The following is a 19871-nucleotide window of genomic DNA, read 5'->3' on the forward strand; positions in this document are numbered from 1 at the left end:
GAGAATAAAGGATAGACTATCGCTTATGGTGCAAGCCGCTTAATGTCCCAGCCAAACTCTGAAGGCGTATATTCAAAGCGATCATGCAATCTCGAGCTACCACCTTGCCAGAATTCAAATGCAATGGGCTTAATTCGATATCCTCCCCAAAAATCAGGTAAGGGAATTTCACCTTCTGCAAATTTTTGCTTCATTTTATCAAACGCTGCCATTAAAAACTGGCGAGAACTGATTGGCTGACTTTGATTAGATGCCCAGGCAGCCAACTGGCTATTTTTTGGTCGACTTAAAAAGTAACTGAGGGTTTCGCTGTGTGAAATCCGGCTAGCTACGCCTTTTATTTTTACCTGCCGTTCAAGTGGCAACCATGCAAAGTTAGCACTTACTTTATTATTAACAGCAATATCTTGAGCTTTGTTGCTATTCAAGTTAGTAAAAAAGACCAGACCATCCTGATCAAGTTTCTTTAATAATACGACTCGTTGGCTAGGCTGCCCTTCACTATCAACGGTTGCCAGAGTCATTGCAGTCGGGTCAATCTGTTCCATTTCCCCTGCTTCATCAAGCCAACGCTTTAACTGCTCAATCGGATCATCGTTGAGCGTTTTACGCCGCAAATCTCCCTTTAAATATTCTCGTCTTTCTGCATCTAATTTCATTTTTTCTTTATCCAAAACCAAAGAAGGGCATCTTTGATGCCCTGCTTATTAATTATTTTAATTAGTTTAATTTACTGCTGTGCAGCAGGTCCTCCAATAGTTCCAGTTTTTTCATCAGATTTTTCGACTTTTCCTGGTTTGGATTGACTACTGTTATCATCTTCGTTATTCCAGCCTTCAGGCGGTCTGGGCTCTTTACCATTCATAATGTCATCTATCTGCTTAGAATCGATGGTTTCATACTTCATCAGTGCATTTGCCATCATTTCAAGTTTGTCCCGGTTTTCTTTTAACAGACGTTCGGCACGCTGATAGTTTTTATGAATTAAGTCCTTTATCTCTTGGTCAATTAACTTGGCGGTATCATCTGATACATGCTTGGTTTGAGTCACCGATCGGCCTAAGAATACCTCACCTTCATCTTCGGCATATGTCAAAGGTCCAAGTTTTTCCGAAAAACCCCATTGAGTTATCATGTTACGCGCAATATCAGTAGCGCGCTGAATATCGTTAGATGCCCCCGTTGTGACTTTATCAGGACCATTTAACATTTCTTCCGCAATACGGCCACCGTAAAGAGACGACAGATTGCTTTCCAAATATTCTTTACTATGGCTCAGTCGGTCTTTTTCGGGTAAATACATAGTTACCCCAAGAGCACGGCCACGCGGAATAATAGAAACCTTGTAGACCGGATCATGACTGGGAACAAGTCGACCTACAATTGCATGGCCCGCTTCATGCCATGCCGTATTGAGCTTTTCTTCTTCGTCCATCACCATTGAACGGCGTTCGGTTCCCATTAATATTTTATCTTTCGCTTTTTCGAAAAATTCTTGATTAACCGTTCGACAATTTGCTTTTGCTGCAAATAAAGCCGCTTCGTTCACCAAGTTGGCTAAATCCGCACCAGAAAAGCCAGGTGTACCACGTGCAATCGCATTTGGATCAACATCATCAGCCAAAGGAACTTTGCGCATATGGACTTTTAAAATTTGTTCACGGCCTTTGATATCAGGCAGGCCAACAGTAACCTGACGGTCAAATCGACCTGGTCTTAAAAGTGCTGGATCCAGCACATCGGGTCGGTTAGTTGCAGCAATTACAATGACACCTTCCCCCCCATCAAAACCATCCATTTCAACCAGTAACTGGTTTAAGGTCTGTTCACGTTCATCGTGTCCACCACCAAGCCCCGCGCCACGGTGACGGCCTACTGCGTCAATCTCGTCAATAAAGATGATACATGGCGCTTGTTTTTTCGCTTCAGCAAACATATCACGTACACGTGACGCCCCAACACCAACAAACATTTCAACAAAATCAGAACCTGAGATAGTAAAAAATGGTACTTTTGCTTCGCCAGAAATCGCTTTCGCCAGTAGTGTTTTACCTGTTCCAGGCGGTCCAACCATTAATACACCACGGGGAATCTTACCACCTAGTTTCTGAAATTTACTGGGCTCTCGTAAAAAGTCGACTAGTTCAGAAACTTCTTCTTTAGCTTCTTCACACCCAGCCACATCAGCAAAAGTAGTTTTAATTTGATCTTCGCTCAATAGTTTAGCTTTGCTTTTACCAAAGCTCATCGCGCCGCCTTTGCCACCACCTTGCATTTGGCGCATGAAAAATATCCACACCCCAATTAATAACAACATCGGGAACCACGAAATAAAAATAGTGAATAAGGTACTGTCACCATCTGGTTCTTCACCGGTATAGATTATTTTTTTCTCAAGCGCTTTTTTTGCAAGTAATTCGTGAGAACCGGCAGGAATTTTTGACGTGACACTTTCACCAGTTGAAGTTTTCGCTTTAATGTTATAACCCGATACCGTAACAGATATGATACGCCCTCTATCGATATCATTAATTAATTGAGAAAACTCAACCTCACCCGATTGCATTTGGGCAGCTTCAAAGTTTTTAAACACTGAAACTAATACAATCCCAATTACCAACCACAGTAAGATATTTTTAGTCATATCATTCAAAGGAATATCCTCTAATTTTAATATTACGCGTTAAAACGGGTTACTACACTTTTATTTGTTTCACTACAAATTTGCTATACGAACCATTTGCATTACGTCATTTTTACTGCCGAATCGTCGTATTACTCGTTTGTATCACTTAATCCCAATTATCGGCTGATTTAACTGACATTGAAATCTTTTAGCCTATACTCAATTGTATCGCGATATTTCGCGAAATGTTTAATATTTATCCGAGATAATCTTGACCGAACAGATAAACTTCCCGAGATCTTGGGCGTGATGCTTTTGGTTTACGCACCTTAACAACCCTAAATTGGCTGACTACTGCCTGTTTATATTGATCAAATCCTTCTCCCTGAAAGACTTTAACAACAAAATTGCCACCTTTTTGCAGAATTTGAGAAACCAGATCTAATGCCAGCTCAACTAAATACATAGAGGCAGGCTGATCAATCGCACCTACGCCACTTATATTGGGGGCCATATCTGAAATAACAAGGTCTGCTTTTTGATTATTCATTGCAGCCAATATTTTATCCAACACTTCTTCTTCCCTAAAGTCACCTTGAATAAACTCAACGCCATGCAAGTAGTCCATTGGCAAAATATCAGTGGCAATTATTTTACCCTGACTACCGACTTTTTTCGCGGCATATTCCGACCAGCCGCCTGGTGCAGCACCTAAATCAACTAGTGTCATTCCCGGCTTAAGAAGCTTGTCTTTTTCGTCCAGTTCCTGCAATTTATATACAGCCCGTGAACGAACCCCCTCATCTTGAGCGCGTTTCACATAAACATCGTCAAAATGCTCTTTTAGCCAGCCTTTACTGCTTTTACTTTTTGCCATTATTGATAATTAAACCTGCAATATGATGACATCGTCTAAATTTTATCCATTAAAATGAATAAATTCCCGTCAATTCACCCTAAGACTCACTCTTATGTACGAACAGACTGGAATATTGTCTCAAATTTTTCATTAAAGTGTTAAACTTAGCGCAATCTATTTGCAAGAATTTAACTATGACAGACTTAAGTAATAAACAAATCAGACATCTTAGAGCGTTAGCTCATGCAATGAAACCAGTTGTTATTATTGGCGATAAGGGCGTTTCGCAGGGGGTTATAGATGAAATAAATAACTCTTTAGAAATTCACGAGCTGATAAAAGTCAAAATCCGGGCTGAAGAGCGCGAAGATCGACAAGAAATGATAGATTTAATCGTCAAAAAAACTGGCGCAAGCTATATCCAGCGCGTTGGCCATATTGTTACCCTGTTCAAGCGGAATAAAGAAGCTAAAATAGCCTTGCCTAAATAACCTGCGATCATTCGAGAATTGAATTTTTCCCTTGAATCATTCCAAAGCATAACAACCAAACAAAGAACCAATAAGACTTAAACGGACTTATTGGTTCAACGGTTAATTGATTTACAGGTGTTTTTGCAGAAATTTCAGGTAAGCATTAGATGCAGTGATACGATTAGATTTTTTACGAAATCCGTGTCCTTCATCATCAAACAGCACATACTCAACAGGCACATTGTTTTTACGAATAGCCGCAACCATTTCATCACTTTCAATTTGTAAAACCCGCGGGTCATTTGCTCCTTGTACAATTAAAACCGGGTTAGTGATGTTTTCAGCATGAAAAAGTGGCGATATTGCTCTTAATCTATCCTGATCAGTTGCTGGATCTCCCATTTCATTATAAAAATATTTCTTAAAGCTCTCCCACCACGGCGGAATACTCTCTAGTGTTCTCACCCAGTTAGTCACACCGAAAATATTAATGCCAACTTTAAATTCTTGAGTAAACGCCATTGCAGCCATAGTCATATAGCCGCCATAACTCCCGCCCATCACACCAATTCGGTCCTGATCAATCCAGTTGAGGGTTTGCAAGTATTTTTTTCCGTAGACAATATCTTGCAAATCATCCTGACCATGCTTTTTGTCATCCAGATGATAAAACGTTTTACCGTATCCCGAAGATCCGCGATTGTTGACGGCAAAAATCGCATAACCTTGATTAACCAAATGCTGAATTGCTGCCCGATACCCTTTACGCGACTGGCCTCCAGGTCCACCATGCACCCAAATTAATGCGGGTACCTTTTGGCTGGCTGAAGCAGTTTTGGGGCGATATAGAAGTCCAGGTACGGTTAAACCATCAAAACTTTTAAAACGTTTAACTTCGCTCATAACAAGATGCGCTTCATCAATACTGCTAGGTAAGGAGCGAGTCAAGCGCTTCGCTTTGTTTTCACCAATAACATAACTAAACAGGTTTGAAGGAGACGTATCTGAATTTATATAAAAGGCCATCTTTTTACTGTTAGCCGAAAAATTTACGCCGCGTAAGTCACCTGCGGGTAATTCAGGCATAGCAATCTGTTTACCACTGGCAACTTCAGCCATATCTAACTGGGTTTGTGCATCCTGGTTAACACCCACTACTCGATATTTACCATCATCTGAAAATTGAACAAATGACACATCCCAATTCGCTTGATAAAAAAGTGACTGCTTATCGGTTGCCAATTCATATTGCCACGCTTGAGCATATTCACCATGTTCATTTGTCGAATAAATCAAATAGCGACTATCGGGAGTGAATGTAAAACTGGCGTAACTGATATCGCCATCATGAGGAGTTAACAACTTTGCTGGCTGATTTTCAGCCTGCAAGTCCACCAAATATAAATTTGAGTTAGCATTGGTAATAGTTTCAGTCAAACTCAACCAGCGACCATCAGGGCTTACCACGCCAATATTAAAGTTATTATCATTTTGATAAAGCAACTCTCGTTGATAGCCTTCTACCGAATACCGATATAAATCGGTAATTTTAGGATTGCGCTCGTTAGTCGTTACATAAAACGCCTTTTTATCTTTATGCCAACCTGCAAATGCTGCGCGCAAATTTTTACCTGGCGTGATATCTGTTGTTTTGCCATCAAGCTCGCGTACATAAATGTGCGTTAGTTCATTACCACCATTATCTGCAACATACAAAATGCGATCATCTTGCGGAAACCAGCTAACCCCAAAGGTTGCATCAGAAGTCGAGTGGGTAAGTTGTGTTGACTCACCGCCGTTCATTGGATAACGATAAACATTAAAGACACCACTGACATCACTACTCACTAAAATCGCAGAGCCATCATGGTTAATCGAGGAACCAGATAAGGAGACAGTTTTAAAAAACTCTTCAGCCGAATATTGCTGATGCGATGTCGCTATTTTTTTCAAATTGTCCTGTTTGCTGACCGATTGTGCCGATGTTTCTGATGTCTGTTGAGTAACCGCCTCTTTTTCGTTGTTACAGGCACTTACCCCCCCAAGCAATAATAGAGCACATAATCTTACTTTTATTTTATCGTTAGTATTATTCATACATTCTCTCGCGTTAACCCTTATCACATTGACTATTGTTCAATTTAACCTTAACCAACAGTCGACATTATTGTCTATTGCAAGATTCCAATCGACACGATGTTTTTTTTAGTTGATTAAGCCATCTCCATGTTGTTCAAGTCTGCCTTTATCACGTTTAAATTGAATTCAAACTATTCGTTATCATTCAACTGCCAGCAAGTTCTATTCTGGCAAAACTCGGTAAATATTTCCCTCATCGGTCGCCAGATAAATATAACCATCATTTAATTGAGTAACATTTCGTACGCGAATTAAATCAGACAGTATGGTCTTTTGCGCAACAACCTTGTTACCTTTTAATTGACACAAAATGACTTTACCAAATTTTAACGAGCCTACAATTAAGTGCCCTTTCCATTTTGGATAATAATCACCAACGACAAATGTCATGCCTGATGGCGCAATTGAAGGATCCCAATACCAAACAGGCTGTTCCATTCCTTTTTTTTCTGTTAACTCAGTAAATTGACTACCATCATAATTTACACCATAACTGACAATAGGCCAGCCATAGTTTTTCCCACCTTCAATTATATTGATTTCATCACCACCTTTAGGACCATGTTCGTGCACCCAAACTTGACTGGTTTGAGGGTGCAATGCCATTCCTTGTGGGTTACGATGCCCGTATGAATAAATAGCGGGCTTGGCATCTGGTATTTTCACAAAAGGATTGTCTGTAGGAATTTTTCCATCATCATGTATACGATAAATCTTACCGGCATCTAATTGAATACTTTGTGGATTTGTCTTTCTATCTCCACGATCACCAATCGAAAAATATAAGTAGCCATCACTGTCAAATACCATTCGACTGCCAAAATGTTGTCTTTTACTGGTATAAGGTTGGGCAACATAAATTTGCTGAACATCGATGAGTTGTTTTTTATCTTTGAGCTTTGCTCGCATAATGGCAGTATTACTCAACGTTCTTTTCTCATCGGGATGCGAATACGAAAAATAAATCCAACCGTTATCTTTAAAATTTGGATGAAGCTGAATATCAAGCAAACCACCCTGACCAAAATCATGCACAGGAGGTAACCCTGAAATTTGGTGTTTAAGCAACTTATCGCTGGTAATATAAAATAATTTTCCTGGACGACTAGTCGCAATAAAATCGCCATTAGGTAACTGAGTCAATCCCCAAGGTATTTCAATATCTTTAGCAATCAGCATTAGCTTATAGCCATTACGCTCTATCGTCTCACCGATAGATAATGTACGACCTTCAAAAGCGATACCCCCATTAATAGCAATGATAAGCAGCGTCATTATTTTAAAAAATTTCATCAGCAAACACCCAAATGGTTAAGTACTAAAAATTATATTGTCAGGCTATCATACATTGTTACAATCGCAGTTAAATTTCACGACTTGCTACAGTTCTACACTACTGTTCTATACTACTGTTCTACACTACTGTTCTATACTAGCGTTCTATACTTGGCTTTCAAAAACTTACACTTCGCTTTTTTGAATACACTAAACATTGAAAACCACTTTAATTAGCATTCAACAAAAGCAGTCATTTTGTTTAACTTTAACATACCCAAAATCAAAAATAATAGCGCAAAGGCATGGTTAGCTTAAATTATTCAATTTATCTATAATTTTAAATAGTTACCTTCATTTCACTTAAAAAACTAACTAGTTACTCAAACCTCCAACTTTAATCGAGTCTTACAAAAAATTTTTTTTGGTCATAAAAATGGTGATAAAAGCGATGGTATCCATCGTTTATTGTGATAGCATTCTACTCAACAACGATAATAACAATTAATACTTAATATCCAGTTTAATTGTTTTAGATTAATTGGTCAGGAATATAAAGTAGAACATCATGCGTTTATGTCATATTGAAATTTTTAATGCAGTTTATACCACAGGCTCAGTCAGCAGTGCAGCAAAAATGCTAAACATAACTCAACCAACGGCCAGCAAAATACTTAAACATGCCGAATCACAATTAGGCTTTCTACTTTTTGAGCGTATTAAGGGCCGTCTTGTGCCAACAGAAGAAGCCAAAGTACTCTTTAGCGAAACTAGAAATATTTATAAACAGATTTCCTCTTTAAAAAGAACTTCGCGCAATTTAAGTCGCCCTGAAATGGGATGTATTAAAATTGCGACGGTTCCGGCAATTGGCATAGAATTATTGCCTAAGGCTATTATTGAATTTAAAAAAAATTCACCAAGACGTTCAATTTGAAGTCCAAGTTTTGCAATATGATAATGTGATCGATGCATTAGTCGAACATAATAAAGACATCGGTATTGTAATGAGCCCATTCGATTCAGCTTATATGACCAAAATTCCATTAGCCAAAAGTGAATTTGTATGTGCCTATGCCAAAGGCGAATTTAGCGATACTATCGAGCGCTTGCATCTTTCACAACTCAATGAATTACCCTACATTAGTATCGAAGACAGCGGACCACTCAGTCATATTCTTTCCAGTTACACTGGCGATGAAAGTATTGGGATTGATGTCTCTTTAGTTGCGCAAACTTATTTTGTTGCCAGAAACTTGGTAGCATTTGGTGGTGGAATATCTGTTGTTGATGAATACACTGCCCGCTCAGAGGGCGCAGGTCCAATTAAATTTAAGGGATTTCAACCAGCACTATATTTTGATTTATGCGCTATTCATATTGAAAACAGACGCCCCGCCAAAATCTGTCTGGATTTTCTTGATTTTTTTAAGCAAAACTTTTTGGAAAACCACACACCACTTTAATGATACTCCCCATCTCTTCTTTGCATCCAGCAAGACTAAGTTGGCGATTGCTCGCTTACTGCCCTGAGTGTCTTCATTTCAGGGCAAACGCCGTACTTTCCCAACTAAAAAGTGTTCAAAATAGCAGCATCTGAAGAACTTTTTGATCAATATTGAACTAATTATTGACTTAGCTGAATTCTGTTTAGTATAGTTCGCCGCAGCGCATAGCTAAAGATTTGCCCAGGTGGTGGAATTGGTAGACACGCCAGCTTCAGGTGCTGGTGGCCTTCGGGCCGTGGAGGTTCAAGTCCTCTCCTGGGCACCATTTGATAACAAGAACACTTATCTGAAAATATCCACTTGTTGCAATAAGTTTTATCCTATTTCGCATACCCCTATATTCGTTTCTTTTTTTCATCTCTATCAATGAATCATAGTTCCCATCCTTGTGAACGTGAGTTAAACCTTTCGGATAAAGAGCTTTCTTTGTCAATTTTTTCGAAAGAATCTAAATCCTTGTCGTATGTTTTTTCTTTTTCTGTATCGCGTCCTAGTTGCTCATCGATTTGATCAAAAGCATCTTGTTGTTGTGAGTATTTTTCTCTATCTCTTTGTTCTTTTATTTCAAAATGCTCAGCATCCACATCGCTAGTATCATAACCAGGCCGTAGTTGAGGGTGAGGGTTATCCTCTTTAATCATATCGGGGACTTCTACCTCAACGACCTCATTACTTTTATCCTGACTTACTTCCTGTATGCTGTCCTGTGCCGTTTCACTAAATTCCTGTGAAACTTCATTTTTGGATTTGCCCATGCCTGTGGGCATGAAATCATCATTTTCAGATGCCATATATCGTCCTTACCCATTTGGGCAGTTGGTTTAATTTTCTTGCAAATTTTGCAGTGTTTCGGGCATAGTGATGCTATGAATTATCATCAAAAATACCGGAAAAAATGGTCTCATGTTGAATTTGAAACCCGCGCCTTACCAGAAATTAATGGCGTAACACCACTCATTTCGATGCCGCTTTGGTACTGGAAAAATTTGGACAACCATGTCAAGTCCTCCGCTGCGACAGTCACCAGCATCACAGAGTTTTGTCTTGAACATGCGCAAATGAAGCGCAAAGAAGAAAACTGCGGTTTTAGTGAAATTTTCTATGAAGGTTTCCTCTATTATATTTACAATGGCTATTGCAGACGCCTGCAAGACGAAAAAGGAATTGCTAATAGATTTTGGTGATCTCGTTTTCAACTTCATAACACTCACCATGTTCTATAGCCTTGCACATAGGCAATTTCGCCGTTGACATGATTAGGCCAATGAGCGAATTTTTCCGGTACTTGCATCCGAATAAATTTTCGAGTTTTACTCCCCCAGAAATATTTTCGTTTTATTTTTATGCTGTCTAACGGCGGGAAGAGAGGATCTGGTGCATACCGTCCTGCCATAGCAGGATTTTGCCAATAGTTCGGCAGCTTTTGTGCAAGAATGGGTGGTAACCCTGCGCCAGGTGATAAAATTATCACTTCATTTTTAAGACGCATGATTTCTGCGGGGTCAATCAAATATCGTCCGGTATATCGCCCTTGATGACTTTGGGTATGTTGGTGGTGATAACTTTCCGAAGCTTCCAATACATCCTCGCCACGCAGCATGGCATCGCGCCATGCTTTTTCAGCCATAAATTCCCTGTCGGCCTGCGCCATCGGATCATCCACAAGAATCGAAGTTTTACCAATGGCATCAGCAATAGATGTTGCGGAATTAATATTCCGAATGCCTCCGCCAAGGTAGATTTGTTGACCGCAGCTATCGAGAATTTCTTCCGCACCAGCCTTGCCAAACAAATGGATGAGTTGGCTAGGGCTTTGATAAATTAAAATAGTGTGGAAGTACTTTCGGCATTCACTCACCGCTTGTTTGATGAACTCGGCACGTCCGAGTGTCGCAGCTTCCTCAAGATAAAAAGTCGAACGTGCGCCTCTAACATTGCGCATACAATGCAGCATGGCAATGCCAACCACCATACGGGAAAGGCTTGCCATGATTTTACCGCTACCACCGCGCAACACGTAATAAATCCCGACTTTTTTATCTGGGTCAGACAGGTATTCCAAATAGTCTTCATCTCCGTTGATTATTCGGTACGTAAGCACCTATCGAATGCGAATAAATTCTGGCGTGCTAACGCCATTATCAATAAAGTAATCTCTCCATACGCCGCGCAATTCTTCCTCGCTATAACAATACTCAAGCCCTTGCTGACCATAGCCACCGCGCATCAACATTAAGAAACTGACATTCACCCCTGATAGCGTTTCAGGTTTTAAGCGCTCTTGATAAATGCGGCGCTGTTTAATTTTGTTGAAAGTCGGCATATCATCTTTAACACGACAAAATTTAAGGCTTTCGCTATTTTGAATCGCATCGGATATAACAACGAGGGAGTCACCTTGTTCCGGCTTAGTTAAACGCGAAACCGAACGAATAAATTCAAGTATCGGAGACTGGCTTGTTTGGCGGCGAGATTCATCCGGTAAGAAAGCCAATAAAGCGTCAAGCTGTGGCTTAAAAACATTCTTAAAGAGCCGCTGCTTTTGTTTTCTTAAATAACCTTCACTCGCATCCGGCGCTCCAATGTCTGAAAGTTCATTTGCATTTCTGGCTTGACCACAAATATGAAATCTCGGTGCAGGAACACTTGAAATCTGATCGCCTTCCGTTGTGAAGACAGATAACCGCTCATTAAATCCCAATTGCTGATAAAGATTTTCGAAATAAGTGTGCAATGCTCTGGCCTGCGTTTCATTCCAACGCGGCTCACTGGCATCGACCAACACAATTGTTTGTGGCGCATAAACATGACTAAAGCAACCATATGAGTCTGCGGTTATCTTGCCCATAGATTCCCACAATAAATATCCGGTGCCTGCGACACAAAAAACAAGCGCGCATCCCATAGTTGCTATTTTAGGCAATTGCTTTTTCATTCGTCTTTTCATTGGAGTTCTCCTGTTTTTCGACGTTAAAAACATCTTCTAAAGCTGATAAACAATTTGCTTTTTGAGCGTTGAAGTCTTGTAAAATTGGTTCAGTATCTGGAATATTATGAAAGTCAGGCAATTTGATTTGATCAATTTCAGGAAAACGACAAAAAGCATCGAGGTCAAAACTGTTATCCATTTTTCCTCCCGTCTCTTGATAAGACTCTATGATGCGCGTTGCATCAGTCTTCAATTTAGCCTTGGCATCAGAAGCAACTTTATTCAGATCACGATAAGCTGCACGGCAAGCTTCTACTGTTTCATTGTATTGAAGGATGACCTTGTTTGATCGCTTCTGGGTGCTTCTGTAAACATCCGCTGCATCGTCAAAAACATCTTCTATTTTTTTAAAAATTTCTTCCTGAAAATCAAGCAACGCATCTTCTGCATCTTCAATATTTTTTGCATAAATGCCGTAATTCAAATGGGGGTCTGAAAAAGATCTCATGCCTTTATGAAAAGCAATCGCGCTCATACAGGCCGAAGCGATCATAAGTAATAATGCTTCGGGCGAATGTCATTGAGAGTTTGGTTAAAGAATCTCTCAAAATTAAAGAACTTCCGTTCATATCAGGATTTCATGGTAAAGAATTAATTTCCAGTTTTATGGCTTTTTATCTGAGAAATCTCTATCTGTTTAAGAATTCTCGGCACATCTTTGATGAGGAAAAAAGCATTCAAGATGAAATTAAAGAGTTTGATTGGACCGAAAACGGTATCCCTATTCAGAATTGTGAATTTGTTAAATCTAATGATTGCAAGGCCGTACAAATATCCGATGTTGTTGCAGGCTTTTTAGGGAAGTATTTTACCTATTTAAAAAATGTAAGTGATGAACAATTGACAATCGATAAGTCGGAATTAACGAATATTCAAAAAAATACACTTGACTCCTTAAAGGAACTCATCGATATCTCCGATGATTTATGTAGAGGATTTTTTAACACGGTTAGTAGTGAAGGTGAACAGCGAAGAAACAACTATTTTTTACATGGAGTGGAAGCCTAAAGCTAAATATCTAAATTTGCTGATTAATTATCCCATGAGATTTAAGACCGTTTAGTGGTCTAAATTTTAAACTCACATCTCTAAATAAGACATGGCTCACATGATAAAAAACTGGAATAGTAACATTGCGAGTATTTTAATCGTTCCACCCGCGATAAAGGAATATTTTATGAGCAATGGTTACAGGTTAAGGATGCGCGATGAGTTAGAGCGCCGATATAACGCACTTCGGGAGCAATCCATCCGTATGGCAAATCAAACCTTGAGATTGCCGAATGTCAGATTGTCTTTAGTCAACAATTCATCCTATGCAGCTTTCCAGCGTTGGCAACATCATCCAAATAGGAAAGTTAATTGGGATTGGCCTATATCATGGCATAGCTGGAAACTCAATTACCCCAAGCGATTTGAGTGTGCAACGTGGAAAGGTGATGAATTAATCGGTTTTGCGATGGGAAGACCGACATATAGAGCAACAGGGTTGCGACTGGACTATATCGAAAAATCACCTGTTGCCAGCGAACCGCACTTGGATTTAACCTATCTTGCCTTATATGCCTATGCTACGCTATTAGGGGCTACACACATTAAAATCATGCACCCCATCAATAGTGATATTCGAGATTATTACGAGCAAAAAGGTTTTAAGTATGACCCTAAAAGTGATAGCTGCATTCGGAGGATTATTTAATGACCGACAAGATTAAAGATTTTGATGCGGCTTTTGATGAAAAACTTAAAAAGCTTTCAAAAGAAGAGAGAGCAGAGGCAATGCTGAAAAAGCTTGCTCAAGAAATGGAACAGAATAAGACAGAAGAGCCAGAAGGCTTGGCATCAGGCGCGACTGATAAAGACGGAAATATGATTATTGATTTGGAAGAGGATTTTGACGATGAACAATAGACCACTTACAGATAAAGAAAAGCAGTTTACTGTTTTACCAAATGAAACGCCTCCAGAGCGAGCATTAGGGGTTGCCAATCAAGCGGCATCCAGAGCGCTGGCTGATATTAAAAAGACTAGAAAGAAAAAATAACACGCTGATAGTTATTCTTCTGTGGGGAAAGGTTTTTCCCCTGCTACAAATATTTCAAAAGCCCAATATTTTCCGATACCCCATTCTAACGGAGAAATCCCCGTAACGCCCTTTTCTTGAAGGCTGTTTTTTCAAAAGCATTTTTATTTGTTATTACCCCCGGAGGCTGCGCCTCATTTTAACGCATAACCTATACCTCACCCATAAAAACTGACCGTCCCGTGTTGTTACTTTTGTTCCTGCCCGCGCCATGACGGTAAGTTTTTACAGGCTCATTTCAGAACATGCCCATCGCTCGTGCCTCGCTCATCAATCGGGTTTTCAACCCTCCGGGGGATGTCAATTTTAAGAGCGAGGAGCGAAAAAATGAGTGAAGAAATTAGAATTTATGTGACCTGTTTAGCGGCGTATAACAACGGATATTTACACGGTGTTTGGATTGATGCGTGTGGCGCATTAGAAGACATTCAAGAACAGGTTCAACAGATGTTAAAAGATAGTCCGGTAGAGGATGCCGAGGAGTACGCAATCCATGATTACGAAGGATTTGGAGCCTATCGGTTAGAAGAATATGAGGGATTAGAAACGGCGCATGAAGTGGCGTGTTTTATTGAAGAGCATGAGGATATCGGCGCGGAACTTCTTAATCATACTGGCGGTGATTTTGATGAAGCAAGGCGATTAATTGAAGAATGTTATCACGGTTGTTATTCATCACTGGCAGATTATGCGCAGGAATTTACTGAAAGCTCTATGAGTGTTCCAAAGTCGTTAGAGTTTTATATCGACTATAAAAAAATGGGACGGGATTGGGATATGAGTGGCGATATTTTTACCATCGAAACGGGTCATGATGAGGTTCATGTTTTTAGTAATTATTAAAACAAAAACAAGATAAGCCGCCGAGATTTTCCGGTGGCTTTCTTTTATGGCTGCAAAAAATTTGCTGCCGAAGTAAGGCGTTTCGGCGGCGATAAGCGAAACGCCCCAGACAGTTATTATTTTTCCATATCAGCCAAGTCGATAATTTCATCACTAAGACTAAATACCCCTTTATCAAAGGCCGCCTTTTCTGCTTTTTCTCTCAAGGATTTCTGATACAGTCTTAGATACATCAAATCATTACTTGCAATCGGCCCGACTTCACTATCATCGTCGTCTTCATTATCTGAGATTATTTTTAGTAGCTCTTTTTCCCGAGAGGCAAGAGAATGCCATATCAAATTGAAATGTTGTTCATTTATATCGGTATTAAATTCACGCATATTTACCGCCTTATGCTTTTTTCTTAAACGATTTCTTGCAGTGTATAGCGACTTTTTCAAGTAGTCCAATATACTCACTGAGTAACATATTTCTGCTAGGAGCCAAAATAATGTGAACTGGCTATCGTTCTATTGGCTGTTTTTTGTTACGCAAAAATTGTAACTATCCCCTAAAATGCCGCCTCTCTGGTTCGAGACATCTCCCGAACCGGGCACCATAATTCAATGTGCAGCGCATTGTTTTAAAGATGTTTATTTTCCAACTCAGTATTCTAATTGAATATACGCCCTTCAATAGTCCATACTATTTCAACTAATTTGCCTAGATGAAAACTCTCACCTGTCTATTTTTAATCTACGGCGAAAAAATTAAGCTTGTGTAAGTGCTGCGCCATAAAACTATCCATCACCCGCGATGACCTCATCAATCCACGAGTTAAAAGCTGAAACTCGGCAGAGCACTGAAACACTGTTATAAACGCCACCTTTAAAGTTTTTTAAATCACCTTGATAATCTCTAAAACTTTGAATACCAATCAGATATTGCTTGCCATGCTCTTCAATAATAGTTGGCCCACCACTGTCTCCAGATCCATGAATCCCTTCTAGCGGTAATCCTTTTTCAGGTTCTTCAAATCGCATGGTTAAGTGATGTTTAGTGACGGTTTCAATTTGATTATTAAAAAAGTTAAGCGGGCGGTGCATTTTCGTTTCAATCTGTTCACCGATAATACCTGTTCCTGTTGCGCCTTTACCATAAGTGGTTGTAATTTTTCCTTGCTCTTGATGAGCATAATAACGAGCGATCGGTTTTAAATGTTTTACAGGCTTGCTCAATTTAATTAATACTAGATCAATACGGCCATACAAAAAATTCATTAATGGTTTAGCATCTCCGGTAAATGCTTTTTCGGGTTGCTTTTTAAAGTCGGGGTGAAAAATGACTTTTTCAATTTGATTATCAACGCCTTGTATCGATATTTGTTTCCCTTCATAACCATCGTAATAAATCACATGACCCGCGCTTAATAACCATTGCGGAGAGATAAGAACTGCCGAGCCCTCATGTGGCATATCTATGAGAAAATCAGGAGGAGATTTCAATGCATAAGATTCAGCAGAAATATCATGTCGTTTGACCACAGCTTGAGTGGCAAGCACAAACATACTAAACAAAAGACATATTAATTTTTTCATTGATTACAGCTCATATCATAATTGTGTTGGTAATAATTATTCATAGTAAAAACATAAATATCTTTTTATAGTACTATTTCAGTAATCACTTTTGTTTTTACTGAATTAGCTATAAAGCATTGTTCGTGTGCTTGATGATGGATTTTTTCAAGCAAAGCCAACGTTGGCTGATTTTCACCTGAAAATTTAACATATGGTTTAAGTATAACTTTGGTCATTACAATTTTACCCTCCTTGTTTTTTTCCATAATACCGACTGCATTATCTTCATATTTATCAACGACAAACTTTTTTTTCGCTGCTATTGATAAAAAGAATAACATATGACAGCTTGATAATGATGCAATAAAAGCCTCTTCAGGATCAATATTTTGGGGTATAGAAAAAGGTAAAGGAACAACATGCGGAGAAGATGATGCCTGAATAACCGCCCCACCATCAAAAAACCATTGATGACCTCGACTATATTGATTATCGATATAATTTTCATCAGGGCTTCTTGCCCAAGCTACTTTGGCAAAATATTCTGACATTCTAACGCCTTTCAATTACTTAGCTTTTATTAAGAGATGCCAAAATTTATCATGCCAAGTAATAAGGAGCAATTAGTCATGTTACTTTTTAGTCTTTATCAACAATTATTTTCTAATTGATGGTGAATCAATCAAAGTCTTTACAAATATTTAATTCAAAATAAAAGGTCGCTCCCTTTCCTGGCTTACTAACAAATCCAATCTTACCATTATGTTTTTCAACAATTGTTTTGGTAATTGCTAACCCAAGACCCGTTCCACCAACACGCCGAGTATCAGAAGAGTCTGCTTGAGTAAATTTATCAAAAACTCGGCTTTGAAATTCTAATGGGATACCTGGACCTTGGTCGGTAATGGAGACTCTGACTTTATCGTTTATTTTTTCTAGTGCAACAATAACTGACGCTTTTTGAGGAGAATATTTAATCGCATTTGAAAACAGATTAGATAATACCTGATTTAAGCGCATTTCATCACCTTTCACAATAATCCGATTATCAGGTAAATATTGCCATTGAAATAATACTTCATATTTATCCGCAAATCCTTGGTTAGCCGAGATAGACTTATTGACCAAGTCATTCAGGTCGATTAACTCTAAACTAAGTGATAAATCTGTCGAATGAATTTTGTTAATATCTAACAATTCATTAATTAAGGATTCCAATCGTTCACTATTTTGATAAGCAATTTTTAAGACATTTTCAATTTTCTCCGACACTTCACCCAAAATACCACCAGTGACCAGCCCCAAGGTTCCTTTAATAGATGTCAAAGGAGTACGTAATTCGTGACTGACAGTCGAAATAAACTCATCTTTCATTCGATTAATTTTAGTTCTTTCTGTCAAATCGTGAATGACCAAGGTATAAAGTGTTTTGTCTTCCAGCACTAGGCGGCTAACCGCTAGCTCAATTGGTATTTCTTTTTGCGAATAACTAATTGCTGTTAGGTCTCTTCGACTTTCAGTAATACGACCCAATGGAGAGGCATGTATGTTTTCACTATCTTGTGAAAAGAAATCAGGAATAATTAATATAATTGACTTACCAATGACATGCTCAAAGCGATAGCCAAATAAAACTTCACCAGCGGCATTGATTGATTCGATATTTCCCTCTTCATCAGTGGTAATAATTGTTTCAAGAACTGTCGATAAAATACCGCGCAATTCGGCCGTTCGGCGTTCAACAATTTTTTCTGTTTGATAAGAGCGCCCAGTCATCGCCAATAAAAATCCGCCAAACACGCTACTGATAAAAAGTCCTACGGCTAATATTGACCACGATCGCCAGGTTTGGTGGGTTGTTAGATATTTAGCAGAAGGTTCAAATTTTAAATACCATTCACGACCACCGATTTTAATATTATTTTCCCACTTTAGTGGCGAATCTTGCTCGGCATCTGGCGGCCCATAAAACTGTTGCGCGGGCTTTGTGTGTCGATCATAAATTCGTAAAATAAAATTTTCTCGCAACTCACTTGAAATCACTTGTTCAACAATATTACTGACTTTAAAGACACCTACGGCAAAGCCAACAATGTTTTTACGACGATCCTCAACCGACAATTGAATACCTTTATACACTGGATAAAATAATAAAAACCCAGCTTGCTCTTCATTTTCCTGCACCAAAATGATTTTTTCAGTAGCGACAGGTTTTCCTGTATCTCTTGCCTTTTCTAATGCCACTTTACGCTTTGGGTTTGAAGCCACATCGAATCCAAATGCCTTTTGATTACCTAAAAAGGGTTCAAGATAGCGCACAACAACATACGCTTCGCGAGCATCTGCCACCACTAAGTTACCACCACTATCGCGTTGCATAATATTAAAATCAGCTAATCCACTTGCTCTTACATCAGCGACGAATTGATCACGATTTTCTAGAGTGACAATTGGATTCCAGCCTAACCCTTGAAATCCCGCTTTCGTTACCAAACTATTAGCAACAAATGAACGAAATTCATCTTGGGTTACCTCGACAGAGCTTACAAAAAATCGTTCAATTGACTCGACCACTTCGAGATAGCGGCTGAATTGGACGCTTAGCTTTTCAGATGCCGCTTGCGCAACTTCACGAAATTCAAGACGGGCCTGGGCTTGTTCAATTCGACTAAGTAATATAAATAAAAACAAAATGACGGTAACCATAATAACCATAGGTACACCAAGCGAGTATCGGCGTTTCCACCATAGTTGTCGTGGTTGCGAAAAGAAAATAAATATAATTGGTAAGGTGATCAATACCCCAATGGCATCACCAACCCACCAGATAAACCAGCTAAAAGCAAAGTGTGCTGTTGGAATAATCCCAGATAACCATAACCCAGTGGTCCCAAAACTGGCATTGATTAAACAAGCAATCGGCCCACCTATAACCAGCGTTAAAAAAATAGCTTGTTCTTTTGCCAATGGATAAACTTCGCCAACAAATCGCCGAATCAACCAGCTACCAACTAGTGCTTGCATCACCGCCCCTGTGGCAGCACACACCGATACTGCAAAGCTCGGCAGCGATAATGGTGCCTGCTCTAGTCCAATCCATAAATTCAAGGTGAGCGAACCCAGAAAAATCCCGGCCCAGACCCGATTCCCCCACAAAAGCAGTGCTGCCAGAGCAATGCCTGCCGGAGGGAAAATAGCGGTCGCATAACCCGGCGGTATAGCCAGCAGCAACGCTAATCGACCAATAATGGCGTAGCCTAGACTCAATACCAGAATAATTGCAGTAGTTGAAAATCGAGTTGTGATGACTGCATGGCTATTCATATTTATTTTAATGTTTTAGATGTATAAGAATGATTTAATAATCAACAGATTAGTCAACAAAAATTTTTAGCCCACATTAAGTGTAGTCAGTTTTAAACGTCTTTTCAGATAGAATTCAATGAAGAAAAAAAGTGTAATCGAAAGCCACAAGGGAACGATTACCGATAACCATCTATCGATTAAATTTCAT

Annotated in this window: 22 protein-coding genes and 1 tRNA gene; 10 read left to right on the forward strand and 13 right to left on the reverse strand. The window is 39.2% G+C overall.

The window, feature by feature from the left end:
• Positions 1-23: 23 nt before the first annotated feature.
• The 3 genes from pdxH to rlmE all read right to left on the reverse strand — a co-directional run bounded on the left by pdxH (position 24) and on the right by rlmE (position 3503).
• Complete coding sequence (gene pdxH, locus ABVT42_RS17175; protein ID WP_353895835.1) at positions 24-659, reverse strand: pyridoxamine 5'-phosphate oxidase; 636 nt, start codon at positions 657-659, stop codon at positions 24-26.
• A gap of 71 nt (positions 660-730) precedes the next feature.
• Positions 731-2644: an ATP-dependent zinc metalloprotease FtsH gene (gene ftsH, locus ABVT42_RS17180; protein WP_353895836.1), complete on the reverse strand. Its 1914-nt coding sequence runs from the start codon at positions 2642-2644 to the stop codon at positions 731-733.
• 238 nt (positions 2645-2882) lie between these two features.
• Entirely contained in the window at positions 2883-3503 is a 621-nt protein-coding gene (rlmE, locus tag ABVT42_RS17185) for a 23S rRNA (uridine(2552)-2'-O)-methyltransferase RlmE (protein ID WP_353895837.1), read from the reverse strand.
• 176 nt (positions 3504-3679) lie between these two features.
• Between rlmE and yhbY the strand changes: the two genes are divergently transcribed.
• Entirely contained in the window at positions 3680-3976 is a 297-nt protein-coding gene (yhbY, locus tag ABVT42_RS17190) for a ribosome assembly RNA-binding protein YhbY (protein ID WP_353895838.1), read from the forward strand.
• A 111-nt stretch (positions 3977-4087) separates the two neighbouring features.
• Here yhbY and ABVT42_RS17195 read toward each other — a convergent pair whose 3' ends face one another.
• Positions 4088-6055: a S9 family peptidase gene (locus tag ABVT42_RS17195; protein WP_353895839.1), complete on the reverse strand. Its 1968-nt coding sequence runs from the start codon at positions 6053-6055 to the stop codon at positions 4088-4090.
• A 204-nt stretch (positions 6056-6259) separates the two neighbouring features.
• Complete coding sequence (locus tag ABVT42_RS17200; protein WP_353895840.1) at positions 6260-7390, reverse strand: PQQ-dependent sugar dehydrogenase; 1131 nt, start codon at positions 7388-7390, stop codon at positions 6260-6262.
• A gap of 550 nt (positions 7391-7940) precedes the next feature.
• Here ABVT42_RS17200 and ABVT42_RS17205 point away from each other — a divergent pair.
• From ABVT42_RS17205 to ABVT42_RS17215, 3 genes are all read left to right on the forward strand, one after another.
• On the forward strand, positions 7941-8309 hold the full coding sequence (locus ABVT42_RS17205) for a LysR family transcriptional regulator (protein ID WP_353895841.1): 369 nt from the start codon (positions 7941-7943) through the stop codon (positions 8307-8309).
• Positions 8272-8838 carry a LysR substrate-binding domain-containing protein gene (locus ABVT42_RS17210; protein ID WP_353895842.1) on the forward strand — a complete coding sequence of 189 codons (567 nt, stop codon included), beginning with the start codon at positions 8272-8274 and terminating at the stop codon, positions 8836-8838. The genes ABVT42_RS17205 and ABVT42_RS17210 overlap by 38 nt, the downstream gene beginning before the upstream one ends.
• Before the next feature lie 220 nt (positions 8839-9058).
• Positions 9059-9145, forward strand: a tRNA-Leu gene (locus ABVT42_RS17215).
• A 106-nt stretch (positions 9146-9251) separates the two neighbouring features.
• On the opposite strand, the gene ABVT42_RS17220 is transcribed toward ABVT42_RS17215, so the two are convergent.
• A complete protein-coding gene (locus ABVT42_RS17220) occupies positions 9252-9671 on the reverse strand; it encodes a hypothetical protein (RefSeq protein WP_353895843.1) in 420 nt (139 codons plus the stop codon).
• A 75-nt stretch (positions 9672-9746) separates the two neighbouring features.
• Between ABVT42_RS17220 and ABVT42_RS17225 the strand changes: the two genes are divergently transcribed.
• Positions 9747-10064 carry a hypothetical protein gene (locus ABVT42_RS17225; protein WP_353895844.1) on the forward strand — a complete coding sequence of 106 codons (318 nt, stop codon included), beginning with the start codon at positions 9747-9749 and terminating at the stop codon, positions 10062-10064.
• 23 nt (positions 10065-10087) lie between these two features.
• Here the strand turns inward: ABVT42_RS17225 and ABVT42_RS17230 are convergent, their stop codons facing one another.
• Genes ABVT42_RS17230 through ABVT42_RS17240 form a run of 3 tightly spaced genes read right to left on the reverse strand, consistent with a single transcriptional unit; the run spans position 10088 to position 12362 of the window.
• Entirely contained in the window at positions 10088-10981 is an 894-nt protein-coding gene (locus ABVT42_RS17230) for a type IV secretory system conjugative DNA transfer family protein (RefSeq protein ID WP_353895845.1), read from the reverse strand.
• A complete protein-coding gene (locus tag ABVT42_RS17235) occupies positions 10982-11827 on the reverse strand; it encodes a hypothetical protein (RefSeq protein WP_353895846.1) in 846 nt (281 codons plus the stop codon).
• A complete protein-coding gene (locus tag ABVT42_RS17240) occupies positions 11796-12362 on the reverse strand; it encodes a hypothetical protein (RefSeq protein ID WP_353895847.1) in 567 nt (188 codons plus the stop codon). Before ABVT42_RS17240 ends, ABVT42_RS17235 begins: the two co-directional genes overlap by 32 nt.
• Positions 12363-12397: 35 nt before the next feature.
• Here ABVT42_RS17240 and ABVT42_RS17245 point away from each other — a divergent pair, with 35 nt between their 5' ends.
• The 5 genes from ABVT42_RS17245 (at position 12398) to ABVT42_RS17265 (ending at position 14795) form a co-directional block, all read left to right on the forward strand.
• Complete coding sequence (locus ABVT42_RS17245; RefSeq protein ID WP_367024151.1) at positions 12398-12877, forward strand: hypothetical protein; 480 nt, start codon at positions 12398-12400, stop codon at positions 12875-12877.
• Between the two features lie 169 nt (positions 12878-13046).
• Entirely contained in the window at positions 13047-13568 is a 522-nt protein-coding gene (locus ABVT42_RS17250; protein ID WP_353895849.1) for a hypothetical protein, read from the forward strand.
• Positions 13568-13780 (forward strand): hypothetical protein, encoded by a 213-nt coding sequence (locus ABVT42_RS17255; protein ID WP_353895850.1) that lies wholly within the window; start codon positions 13568-13570, stop codon positions 13778-13780. The genes ABVT42_RS17250 and ABVT42_RS17255 overlap by 1 nt, the downstream gene beginning before the upstream one ends.
• Entirely contained in the window at positions 13770-13913 is a 144-nt protein-coding gene (locus ABVT42_RS17260; protein WP_353895851.1) for a hypothetical protein, read from the forward strand. The genes ABVT42_RS17255 and ABVT42_RS17260 overlap by 11 nt, the downstream gene beginning before the upstream one ends.
• Positions 13914-14279: 366 nt before the next feature.
• Entirely contained in the window at positions 14280-14795 is a 516-nt protein-coding gene (locus ABVT42_RS17265; RefSeq protein WP_353895852.1) for an antirestriction protein ArdA, read from the forward strand.
• 116 nt (positions 14796-14911) lie between these two features.
• Here ABVT42_RS17265 and ABVT42_RS17270 read toward each other — a convergent pair whose 3' ends face one another.
• The 4 genes from ABVT42_RS17270 to ABVT42_RS17285 form a co-directional block, all read right to left on the reverse strand.
• Complete coding sequence (locus tag ABVT42_RS17270) at positions 14912-15178, reverse strand: hypothetical protein (RefSeq protein WP_353895853.1); 267 nt, start codon at positions 15176-15178, stop codon at positions 14912-14914.
• A gap of 399 nt (positions 15179-15577) precedes the next feature.
• A complete protein-coding gene (locus ABVT42_RS17275) occupies positions 15578-16375 on the reverse strand; it encodes a trypsin-like serine protease (protein ID WP_353895854.1) in 798 nt (265 codons plus the stop codon).
• Positions 16376-16440: 65 nt separating this feature from the next.
• Entirely contained in the window at positions 16441-16908 is a 468-nt protein-coding gene (locus tag ABVT42_RS17280) for an OsmC family protein (RefSeq protein WP_353895855.1), read from the reverse strand.
• A 127-nt stretch (positions 16909-17035) separates the two neighbouring features.
• Positions 17036-19681 carry a CHASE domain-containing protein gene (locus tag ABVT42_RS17285; protein WP_353895856.1) on the reverse strand — a complete coding sequence of 882 codons (2646 nt, stop codon included), beginning with the start codon at positions 19679-19681 and terminating at the stop codon, positions 17036-17038.
• Between the last annotated feature and the right edge of the window lie 190 nt (positions 19682-19871).

The sequence above is a fragment of the Aliikangiella maris genome (assembly GCF_040719265.1).
Lineage (GTDB): Bacteria > Pseudomonadota > Gammaproteobacteria > Enterobacterales > Kangiellaceae > Aliikangiella > Aliikangiella maris.